This window comes from Streptomyces sp. (assembly GCF_019510245.1).
Classification (GTDB): domain Bacteria; phylum Actinomycetota; class Actinomycetes; order Streptomycetales; family Streptomycetaceae; genus Streptomyces.
This window is the reverse complement of record NZ_JAEKKT010000255.1, coordinates 1-10,772: the sequence shown is the minus strand read 5'-3', so window position 1 is coordinate 10,772 and position 10,772 is coordinate 1. Positions and strand designations below refer to the sequence as shown.

Sequence of the window (10,772 nt, the reverse complement as noted above, 5' to 3'; positions counted from 1 at the left end):
AGCCGCAACCGTGTCGACGTCCCACACCAGGGTGGGCTCCACGGTCACACCCAACGTGTCCTCGATGTCCCCGCACAACGCGAAGGCGTACACCGACTCCAACCCGTACTCGGCGAGCGAGACACCCGGATCGATCTCCCCCACCGGCGTCTCCAGGTAATAGGATACCCGCTCCATCAACCACCGCTCGATGTCCTCACCCGACACCCGCACACCCACTGTCCCATCAGTCATCGAAGTCCCTCTTTCATCGGGTATATGATGAAACGTCAGTTCATAGTCCACGGCCCGCGGATGCGTGGGACCGCGAGATGGAGCAGTGCCTGCTCGAACCGGCGCTTCGCGCCGTACGGGCCAGAACTCGCCGTAATGCCAGACCCCTGCTGGCGGGCTGCCTCAGCAGGCCGGCCCAACAGCAGGGGCGCCACTTCTTCATCGCCTCGATCAGGCTCCTGGACGGGACTCCACCGACAAGCCGTGCCAGGCCACCCGCACCGGCCTCCAGATGATCACACAGCCACCGTTCAACTGCGTTGGCGCTCCGGTTGAACGACGCCGAACAACCGCCCGGGCTATCGGCACGGCTGACGCTCCCGGCAGGCGGCCGAACCGAACCGGTGCGTCCAACTGCGGCGCCCCGTAGGTTGAACGACTCGACGCCCAACGCCCCAACCACCAAGGAGGTATCCCCCATGAGCGTTCAGCAGGGCTGGGCACCGCAACGGTTCACGCCCGAGAATACCGGCGCCGCCGCGACCACCCGGGGACTGATGGAGTACCTCGACTCGGTCGCCGTCGGCGAACTGCTGAGCCGTCACCAGGCCCTGCTTTTCCGGGGTTTCGACGTCACTGAGGCGTCCTTGGCGGACGTGATGCCCGCCCTGCTGCCCGAGCGCCTCGCGTACGTGCACGGGAACACGCCCAGGACCAAGGTCTCCGACAACGTCTACACCTCGACGGAGTACCCGCCCGAGTACGCGATCTCCATGCACAGCGAGCTGTCCTACGCCCACGCCTGGCCCTCCCGGCTGCTCTTCTGCTGCGTACAGCCGGCCACCACGGGAGGCGCCACTCCGCTGCTGGACGGCGCCTCCTGGCTGGCGGCACTCGACGAACGGATCCGTGCGGACTTCGGCGGCGGTGTCTGCTACCGGCAGTACCTGCACGGTGGCAGAGGCTTCGGCAAGAGCTGGCAGGCGACGTTCGAGACGGACGACCGGGCGGAGGTCGAGAAGCTGCTGGCCGAGGCGGGCGTGAGCTGGGAGTGGACCGCCGGCAATGCGCTGCGGACGCGTCAGGTCCGGCCCTCGACGCTCCGGCACCCGATCACCGGTGAGGAGGTCTGGTTCAACCAGGCGGACCAGTGGCACCCCGCGACGCTGGGCGAGGAGACCATGCGCGAGCTCGCGGCCATCGTCCCCGCGGACGAGCTGCCGCAGTCGGTGACCTTCGCCGACGGCTCCCCCATCCCCGACGAGTACGTGCTCGAGATCCGCGAGAAGGGACTGGCGCTGGCCGTTGACGTCGGCTGGCGGCAGGGCGACGTCCTGGTCATCGACAACGTCGCCGTCGCACACGGGCGCAGGGCGTTCACCGGAGGCCGCCGCGTCCTGGTCGCCATGTCGCACTGAGAGCACCGGGCAGAACGCGGGAGCCCTGGTCCGCAGCCGGTGGACCAGGGATCCCGGTTCGGTCGGTGGCGACCGGGGCGTCACCCGGGCGGCGGGACGGTCTTCGCCTCATGGGCGGCGACCGCGAGCCGCACCCGGTCGCGTGCATCGAGCTTGGCGAGCAGGCGCGCCACGTGGCTCTTGGTGGTGGCCATGCTGATGTAGAGGTGGGCGGAGATCTCACTGTTGGACATGCGGCACCCGATCAGGGTCAGGACCTCGAGCTCTGAGGGGCCACGCAGTTTCCGGACAGGCACCCAATTGGGTTGTCCTGAACAAGGAAACGAGGAAGAGTTGGCGCCACCCGGTAAGTACTCGCCGGAGTTCCGCGAGGAAGTCGTCCAGATCGCGTTGAGGTCAAGCGAGACGATCTCCGAAGCAGCCCGGGAGCTTGAGCTGAACTCGGAGACGCTCCGCGGCTGAGTGAAGAAGTACCAGAAGGAGCAGGAACCGGCCCCTGATCCGGAACTGACGGTGAACGAGCGGGCGCGCCTGAAGGAACTCGAACGACGTAACCGTGAGCCGGAAACGGAAGTCACCTTCCCGAAAAAGGCCGCAGCATACTTCGCGAAGGATCCTCGGTAGCAAGCAAGCACGAGTTCATCGACAAGATGCGGCTCGACATCGAGAAGTACGCATACAGCGTCGAGTTCATGTGCGGCCGACTTGGCGTATCCAGGCCCAACTGCACCGCTGGGGTGTCGCCGCGGGCGTTGAGTTGGTCCGCCGCCTCATGCGCGAACCGGGCCTGACTCCCTGTCTGCCACAGCCGAAGAGGTTCAACCTCACACGGGCTGCGGCCGGCCGGGGGGCGGACCCCGTCGGCCGCGACTTCACCGCGGATGCGCCCGGCGAGAAGCTCGTCGGTGGCATTGCCTATATCGCGACCGGGTAAGGCCGGCTGTACCTGGCAACGGTCATCCACTGTGGGTTACCGCCCTCCGCACGAAGTCCCCGCCGGGTTCGAGAAGTTGCGAATCGCCGCGTGAAATAAACCGCCAGAAGCCTGTCCGGAAACTTCGTGGCTCCTCACTCGCGGTCGGTGAGCCGCTCGATCTTGCGGCCTGCAGCAACGGCCTGCCGATCGGCCCGTTGAACGCCTTAACGTGGCGCAACCGATCCTCCTAACATTGGGACAATAACCGGTCCAAGGAACTGGAGAGGACCTGATTTTATGTCACATATGTTGCAGTGGCAGGTCGTTGAGGGCACGCCGGCCATAACGCAGGTCGCCGGTCTCACCGGGATGACACAGGTCCGCGCGTGGCTCGAGGATGTCCGTCCGCAACTGACCGCGGCTCTGCGGAAATACGGCGCGATCTATCTGCGAGGTCTGCCGATGGCGACCATCGATGACTTCGCGCAGATCCGAGACGTGCTCATCAGCGAGCGGACGCCGTACCGGGAGAAGACCACTCCCCGCAGCCGGCTCGGCGACGATGTCTTCTCTTCGACGGACCTCCCGGCCGCGCAGTCGATCCGGATGCACAACGAGAACAGCTACACGCTGACCTTCCCCGGCCGGTTGTTGTTCGGCTGCCTGATCGCACCGTCGCAGGGCGGGGCGACACCCGTCGCGGACTGCCGGAAGGTCCTTGACGCGCTCCCCGATCAGGTGGTCGAGAAGATCCGGACCGCCGGGTGGCGACTCTCGCGCAGCTACTCCGAGCACATTTCCACGGACTGGCAGACCGCGTTCGCCACCGATGACGTGGACGAGGTCGCGCGCTATTGCGCGGACAACCTCATCGGCCACCAGTGGTACGACGACGGCACCCTGAAGACAAGCCAGATCCGTCCCGGCATCATCACCCATCCGTCGAGTGGCGAGGAGGTGTGGTTCAACCACCTGCTCTTCTGGAACGAGTGGGCGCTGGAAGAAGACCTGCGGGAGGCGCTGGTCGATGAGTTCGGACGCGACGGTCTTCCGTTCAACACCGAGTTCGGTGACGGGGCCGCGCTGAGCAACGAGGACCTCCAGGCCATCCAGGCGGCCTATGACGCGGCCACGGTGCGCGAGACCTGGCAGCCGGGCGACGTGATGCTGGTCGACAACATCCTGACCGCACACGGCCGGGATCCGTTCCGCGGCGACCGGAAGATCGTGGTGGCCATGGGCGACCCGGTCGAGCTCTCCGAGTGCCGGCCGACCGTCGAGCCCTCGCCCGCGTTCGCCTGAACCTGAGCGGCGCCGTCAGGCCGGGTCGGTCCGGTGGCCGCGCCATGCCCCATTCCTGTGCACAAGGAGCCCGTTCCCGTGACTGACCTCGGCCAGAAGCCGGTTGACCTGGTAGCACGCTTCCGCGCTACCGCACAGCACGCCCCGGACCGGATCGCCCTACGGGGCGCCGACGGTGAGCTCACCTTCGCCGAGCTCGACCGGCGGACCGCACAGCTCGCCGGCGCTCTGGCCGCCCGTGGCATCGGCGCCGGCGACCTGGTCGGGGTCAGCCTGCCGCGCAGCACCCAGCTGGTCGTGTCGCTGCTCGCGGTGTGGCGGGCGGGTGCGGCCTACCTCCCGCTGGACCCCCGCTATCCGGTGGACCGCCTGGAGTTCATGGCCAAGGACGCCGGCATCCGGGTACTGCTGGGCGCCCCCGACCACGTCCTGGGGGCATCCGGCCTCGACGTCGTCGCCCCGGACTCCGCGACCGGCGCTTCCGAAGCCGCCGGCTCGGAGCCGGTGGCCGCCAATCCGCTCGACCCGGCGTACGTGATCTACACCTCGGGCTCAACCGGTCGGCCCAAGGGCGTCCAGGTCGGACGGGGATCCGTCGCAGACCTGGTCACGGCCCTGGAGCGGGCCGGCGTCTACGCCGAAGAGCCGCGGGTCGTCGGCTGGAACGCGAGTGTCTCCTTCGATGCCTCGGTGAAGCAGTGGGCGCGGATCTGCCGCGGCGACACCATCGCCATCCTCGACGAGGACCAGCGCACCGATCCCGTCCAGCTCCGGACCCTGCTCGACGCGTACGGCATCCAGGACCTCGACCTCACCCCCTCCCACTGGGAGCTGGTGCGGACCTGCCTGCTGGACAGCGGTGCCGACGGCCCGCTGCCGCGTCTGTTCATGGGCGGGGAGCCGGTGCCGGAGCGGACCTGGCAGGACATATCCAAGGCGACGGCGAACGGGCTGCTCGAAGCGGTGAACCTCTACGGTCCGACCGAGTGCACCGTGGACGCCACCAGTGCCTGGATCACCGGTGGGGAAGCGCACATCGGTCACCCGCTGCCGGGCACCCGGGCGTACGTGGTCGGCGACGACCTCCGGCAGGTGACCGGTCCCGGTGAGACGGGCGAGCTGTACTTGGCAGGCGAGGGCCTGGCCCTGGGCTACCTCAACCGGCCGGCCCTGACCGCCGAGCGCTTCGTCGCCGACCCGTTCGCGGCGAACGGCAACGGGCCTTTCCTGCCCGACGGCGGGCAAGGAGGGAGGATGTACCGCACCGGAGACCTGGTCCGCCTGCGAGCCGACGGTTCGCTGGACTTCATCGGCCGGGTCGACCGCCAGGTCAAGATCCGCGGCTACCGGATCGAACTCAGCGAGGTCGAGGCCGCGGTCTCCTCGCACCCCCGGGTGACCACCGCCGTGCTGACCGGCTACCGGGACCCCGCGCTCGGTGACCAGTTGGTGGCCTACTACGTCGCCGACGAGCCGCCGACCGGCGCGGAGTTGCGCGACCACTGCGCGGCAGTGCTCCCCGAGTTCATGGTCCCTTCGGTCTTCGTGGCGGTCGACGCCATTCCGCTGACCGTCAACGGCAAGGTCGACTGGGAGGCACTGCCCGCGCCGCATGCGGCACCCGCCGAGCAGTTCGTCGAGCCCCAGGGAACGGTCGAGAAGCTGCTCGCCGAGGTCTGGTCGGAGGTCCTGGGCCGGGAGCGGATCAGCGCCGACGACAACTTCTTCGCACTGGGCGGCCACTCGCTCGTCGCGCTGCGCGTCATCAGCCGGCTCAAGCGCGAGCTCGGCCTCGCCGTGCGGACCAAAGAGGTGTACCAGCACCCGCAGTTGCGCGAACTGGCCGCGTACGTCGAGGCCAAGCTCGCCGCAGCTCCGGAGACCCCCTGACCATTCACACCGCAAGGGATGCCACCCATGGCCACCGCCCAGGACCTCATCGTCGTCCGATCCCGCCGAACGGAGAATGCCGCCCGCACCCTGATCTGCCTCGGCTTCTGCGGCGGCGGCACCGGGCAGTACCACCAGTGGGGCGGCGTCCTCCCTCCGGACGTCGACCTCGCCGCCATCTGCTACCCGGGCCGGGAAGGCCGCTTCATGGAGGACTTCGCCCAGACCTGGGACGCCCTCGCCGACGACACGACCCAGGCGGTGCTCTCCGCCGCGACCGAGGGCCCCTATGTGCTCCTCGGTCACAGCATGGGCGGCTGGATGGCCTTCGACGTCACCGTGCGCATCGAGCGGCTCGGCGGCCCCGCGCCCGAGGCGCTCGTGGTGTCCTCCGCCAACGCGGCCCACCGCGGGCTGACCGCCCAGGACGGGTCCCCGACTCAGCAGGACAGCGACGAGCAGCTGCTCGGCTGGATGACCATGCACGGGATGCTGCCCGAGCACGTCGTCAACGACCCGGACCTGCAGGAACTCGCGGTCGAGCTGATGCGGGCCGACATCCGGGTCCGGGACACCTTCCACTACGTTCCCGGCTCGAAGGTCAGTGTGCCGCTGCAGGTCCTGACCGGCGAGACGGACACGGTGATCGAGCCCAACGCCGGCGAGTACTGGCGGGACCTCGCGACCGGTGACTTCCGGCACGACGTCCTGCCCGGCGGCCACTTCTACACGCCGCAGGTCTGGAGTCGGATTCCGACCTACATCCCGGCCCTCTCCGGGGCGTTCAGCTCCCGCTGACGCCCCCCGGGTCTCTCGGACCAACAGCGCGGGTGCCGAGGCTGTATCACAGCCTCGGCACCCGCGCTTCGGCGTTCCCGCCGGCCCCGAGCCCGCGCCGTCCGACGACCCGGCCGCGACCTGTTCGCGTTTCCGGCCGGCCTACTCCGGCAAGGCGGTCCACCGCATCACCGCCTCCTGCGGGCAGGAGGCCTTTCTGGACGGCCACATGCACGCGTTCCGCACGCTCGGCGGCGTCCCTGGCGGCCAGATCCACTACGACAACCTCTCGCCCGCGGTGTCCCGGGTGATCAGCAAGAGCCGCTCCCGCGAGGAGCATCCCCGCCGGACCGACTTCCGCCGGCACTTCTCGATCACGCCGTTCTACTGCGAGCCCGGGCTTCGCGGCGCCCACGAGAAGGGCGTCGTGGAGGGCCAGGTCGGCTACCGGCGCCGCAACTACCTGACCCGGTGCCGCGCAGAGCCGCACTCACCGAATACGACTCTGTGGATCCGGGCTCAGGGCCTGCGGCTGTGGCCCACCCGGGTCAGGATCCGGCGCTCTGTGTCGAGGATGGAACGGCGCCCGTGCAGGTACCGGGTGTTGTCCAGCACGACGATGTCGCCTGCCTGCCAGGCCATGTCGTAGGTGACCGCCTCGGCCCTGGCCGCGATGTCGCGCAGCAGCAGGTCGGGGAAGGCCGAGCCGTCGCCCAGCGTGGCGGTGTTGTTCGCGTCGCTCACCCGCTCCTGCGCGGGATCGCCGACCGGGACGGTGACGAGCACGGAGTTGCAGAATGCCTCACGGAGCCCGTCGCCGGGGCGGGTGACGAAGCCGGTCCGGTAGGCGCCCTTGAACGTCGCCCCCTCGAACGCCCCGCTGAGGGAGCCGCCGTCGCGCGAAAGGCCGTTGATCGCCTCGACCGCGGTGAGCGCCTCCTCCTGGGTGGTGACGCCCAGGGCGGAGCGCCAGCGCGCGGGCGACACCTCCCACCTCCAGACGAGTTCACCGGTTCGCAGGAAGTCGCGCGTCGCTTCGTCCAGGGCCTCGAACAGGACGACACCGTCGCACAGGATGGTCTGCCCACCACTGGTCGGCGGCGTCTGGCAGAGGAACATCAGCAGATCGGGTGCGCCGGGCGCGTACGACAGCTCCCGATGCAGCGGGATGGAGCCCCGGCCCTTGTTCACCGTCGCCGTCGCACCGTCCGCGCTCACCGGCTCACGTTCCATGCCAGCGACCGCATGATGTACCAGCGGAGTCATCAACTCGTCCGCCAAGGACTCGAACTCCGCCAGCGACCGACCGCCGGCCCGGCGCAGCAGGACCGCCCCACGGGCCCTGAGACCGGCGCGTACCTGTTCGGCCGAAGCCTCTTCGAGCAGGAGCGGCGCGCTGGCCTCCTGTACGCCCTGCGCCTGGTTGCTGAGTACTGTTGTCATCTGTTTCTCCGGATGGTTGAAAGTCACGTCGTGGTCGCATTGCTACCGAGCCGGTTTGGCGGGGGTTGTGTGGCGTCAACGGCTGGAAGTGGCCCCACTTTTCCGGCCCGAGCCGGCCCCACTTCTCCACTCGCCGGAGGGTTGTTCCGGCTTGAGGTGGCTCCGGGTTCCGGTTCGGACCGGCCCCGCTACGACCGGCCCGAGCCCAGCCACCCCTCGACGGCGGCCCACACCTGGCCCAGCGTGTGAGGCCGCATCATGTCGGCGTGCGCGAAGGGAAGGCTCACCTCGGTGATCTCCCCAGAGATGTACGGCTCCCACCGCTGCGCCCACGGCACATCGGTCGCCTTGCCCTCCGCCGCGACCACCACCAGGGCATCCCCGCCGAACCGACCGGTCCGGTGCTCCACCCACAGCTGGCTGTTGTTCTCGTAGACCCGCAGGACGCGGCTCAGCTCCTCGTCCGAGATCCCGCCGAGGACAGCGCCCATATCCGTCCGGAGCTCCCGGAGTCTCCGGGCGCGCACGTCGTTCTCGCCGGACACCGACGAGCTCGCCGGGTCGTCGGACCGGTCCGCCTCCCCAGCGTTGCGGGATGCCTCGCCGACCGCGGCGGGATCCGCGTCCTGCTCCGCCGGGAAGGTGTCCAGAATGACCAGCGCGGCCACCTGCTCACCCGCAGCCTGGAGTTGCACCGCGATCTCATGCGCCACCGTCCCCCCGAAGGAGTAACCCACCAGATGGTAGGGGCCGCTCGGCTGCACGGAACGAATCTGCTCAATGTACGCCGCGGCCATCTCCACAGCACAGGTCGCGAGTTCACTCGTGCCGTCGAGCCCGTCGGCCTGCAGCCCGTAAAGCGGATACTCCTGCGGGATGTACCGGGCCAGCGGCAGGTAGCACCAGCTCGACCCGCTTCCGGGATGCACGAAGAAGAACGGCGACTTGCTGCCGCTCGACCGAATGGAAAGCATTCCGCCGAGCGCGTCCTTGACCGACGACAGGGACAGCCTGCTGAGCAGTCCCGCCACAGTCGGGTTGGTGATCAGGTCGCGCACCGTCACCGACAAACCACGCGACCGCAGCTCCTCCGCCAGCGACACCGCCAGCAGCGAGTGCCCGCCCAGGGCGAAGAAGTCGTCGTCGAGCCCGACGCTCTCCAACCCCAGCACCTTCGCGAACGCGTCGCACACGGTCTGCTCGAGGGCACTGAGCGAGCCGGCGCCGTCGGGAGCCTTCGCACTCACGGCATACTGCGGGGCCGGCAGGGCCTTGCGGTCCACCTTGCCGTTCACGGTCAGTGGTAGCGCGTCCAACAGCACGACCGCCGACGGCACCATGTAGGCCGGCAACCGCTCAGCAACGAACTCACGGACCGACGAGGCGAGTTCGGCAGTATCGCCGTCCGCGACAACGTACACGGCCAGGCGCTTGTCACCCGGCACGTCCTCACGCACCACCACCGCCGCCTGCGCGACCTGCGGGTGCCCGGCCACCACCGACTGGACCTCGCCGGGCTCGATCCGGAAGCCGCGGATCTTCACCTGGTCGTCCGCGCGACCCAAATACACCAGCTGACCCTCGGCGTTCCAGCGGACCCGGTCACCCGTGCGGTACATCCGCCCACCCGGCACCCCGAACGGCGAGGCCACGAACCGCTCCGCCGTCAAACCGGCACGACCCACATACCCACGCGCCAACTGCACACCCGCCAGATACAACTCACCCTCGACACCCACCGGCACCGGGGCCAGCGAACCGTCCAGCACATACACCCGGGTGTTGGCCACCGGACGCCCGATCGGCACCGCCCCGGTGTCGGCGGCAGGATCGAAGGCGTGCGTCACCACCTGCACGGTGCTCTCGGTCGGACCGTAGAGGTTGTGCACCTGCACACCCCAGGAGGCGGCCGTGCGGGCCGCGAGGGCCGGGGTGAGCGCCTCGCCCCCGACGAACACCCGCCGCAGCGGCAACCTCGCGCCGTCGGTGACAGCGTCGACGACCACGCTGAGCAGGGACGGAACGAACTGGGCCGCCGTGATGCCGTGTTCGGTGAGGAACGCCGCCAACTGCGCGGGATCCCGGGACAGATCGGAGGGAGCCAGGCACACCCGGGCGCCGGTCAGCAGGGGCAACCACAGCTCCCACACGGAGGCGTCGAAGCCCACCGAGGTACGCGCCAGCATGCGGTCCTGCGCCCCGAGTGGGAACCGGTCGGCCATCCAGCGCAGTTGGGCCGCGATCGCCCGGTGCTCCACCAGCACGCCCTTCGGCACACCGGTGGAACCGGAGGTGTAGATCACGTATGCCGGATGGTCCGGACGCAGCGCCAAGGACGGCAGGTCGCTGGCGTCGGCAGCCGCCAGGTCCGCGATGGTCCCGGGAGCCCCCAGGGCCAACTCGCGCGGCCCGGCGCTCACGCCGTCCGTGATCGTCAACACCGGCCCAGCGTCGCGGAGCAGGTGGCTGATCCGGTCCGCCGGGTACTCCGGGTCGACCGGCAGATACGCGCTACCCGCCTTCAACACCGCCAGCAGCGCCACCAGCAGATCGACGCCGCGCTCCATCACCACCGCGACCACCGACTCCGCACCCACACCCCGGCCGACCAGCAACCGCGCCAGCCGGTTCGCCCGCGCATCCAACTCCGCATACGACAGCTCGACACCCTCGAACACCACCGCCACCGCATCCGGCGTCCGCGCCACCTGCGCCGCGAACAACCCCGGCAACGTCAACGACGCCACCTCGACCTCGACCGCCGTGTCGTTCCACTCCTCCAAGAGCAGGCGCCGCTCAGCCGGATCGAGCAC

10 protein-coding genes are annotated in these 10,772 nt (G+C 69.2%); 6 read left to right on the top strand and 4 right to left on the bottom strand.

The features are described 5' to 3' along the window. On the bottom strand, nt 1-234 hold a 234-nt coding region (locus JF597_RS48045; RefSeq protein ID WP_294011894.1), incomplete at its 3' end, for an acyl carrier protein. A 458-nt stretch (nt 235-692) separates the two neighbouring features. Between JF597_RS48045 and JF597_RS48040 the strand changes: the two genes are divergently transcribed. Next, the gene (locus JF597_RS48040; protein ID WP_294011892.1) at nt 693-1,631 is read left to right on the top strand and encodes a TauD/TfdA family dioxygenase; all 939 of its coding nucleotides are present in this window, start codon (nt 693-695) and stop codon (nt 1,629-1,631) included. Between the two features lie 80 nt (nt 1,632-1,711). On the opposite strand, the gene JF597_RS55880 is transcribed toward JF597_RS48040, so the two are convergent. Continuing rightward, on the bottom strand, nt 1,712-1,864 hold the full coding sequence (locus JF597_RS55880; RefSeq protein ID WP_366916558.1) for a LuxR C-terminal-related transcriptional regulator: 153 nt from the start codon (nt 1,862-1,864) through the stop codon (nt 1,712-1,714). Between JF597_RS55880 and JF597_RS55875 the strand changes: the two genes are divergently transcribed. The 5 genes from JF597_RS55875 (at nt 1,863) to JF597_RS48020 (ending at nt 6,537) form a co-directional block, all read left to right on the top strand. Next, a complete protein-coding gene (locus JF597_RS55875) occupies nt 1,863-2,093 on the top strand; it encodes a transposase (RefSeq protein WP_366916557.1) in 231 nt (76 codons plus the stop codon). The genes JF597_RS55880 and JF597_RS55875 overlap by 2 nt on opposite strands. Continuing rightward, nucleotides 2,094-2,255: a hypothetical protein gene (locus JF597_RS55870; RefSeq protein ID WP_366916556.1), complete on the top strand. Its 162-nt coding sequence runs from the start codon at nt 2,094-2,096 to the stop codon at nt 2,253-2,255. A 589-nt stretch (nt 2,256-2,844) separates the two neighbouring features. Next, on the top strand, nt 2,845-3,849 hold the full coding sequence (locus JF597_RS48030; RefSeq protein WP_294011891.1) for a TauD/TfdA family dioxygenase: 1,005 nt from the start codon (nt 2,845-2,847) through the stop codon (nt 3,847-3,849). A gap of 78 nt (nt 3,850-3,927) precedes the next feature. Then, on the top strand, nt 3,928-5,739 hold the full coding sequence (locus JF597_RS48025; RefSeq protein ID WP_294011890.1) for a non-ribosomal peptide synthetase: 1,812 nt from the start codon (nt 3,928-3,930) through the stop codon (nt 5,737-5,739). Nucleotides 5,740-5,766: 27 nt separating this feature from the next. Beyond that, on the top strand, nt 5,767-6,537 hold the full coding sequence (locus JF597_RS48020) for an alpha/beta fold hydrolase (RefSeq protein ID WP_294011889.1): 771 nt from the start codon (nt 5,767-5,769) through the stop codon (nt 6,535-6,537). A gap of 498 nt (nt 6,538-7,035) precedes the next feature. Here the strand turns inward: JF597_RS48020 and JF597_RS48015 are convergent, their stop codons facing one another. Together JF597_RS48015 and JF597_RS48010 are read right to left on the bottom strand one after the other, a co-directional pair. Further along, nucleotides 7,036-7,959 carry a TauD/TfdA family dioxygenase gene (locus JF597_RS48015; RefSeq protein WP_294011887.1) on the bottom strand — a complete coding sequence of 308 codons (924 nt, stop codon included), beginning with the start codon at nt 7,957-7,959 and terminating at the stop codon, nt 7,036-7,038. Between the two features lie 188 nt (nt 7,960-8,147). Then, nucleotides 8,148-10,772, bottom strand: a 2,625-nt coding sequence (locus JF597_RS48010) for an amino acid adenylation domain-containing protein (protein WP_294011885.1), incomplete at its 5' end; no start/stop codon positions are given.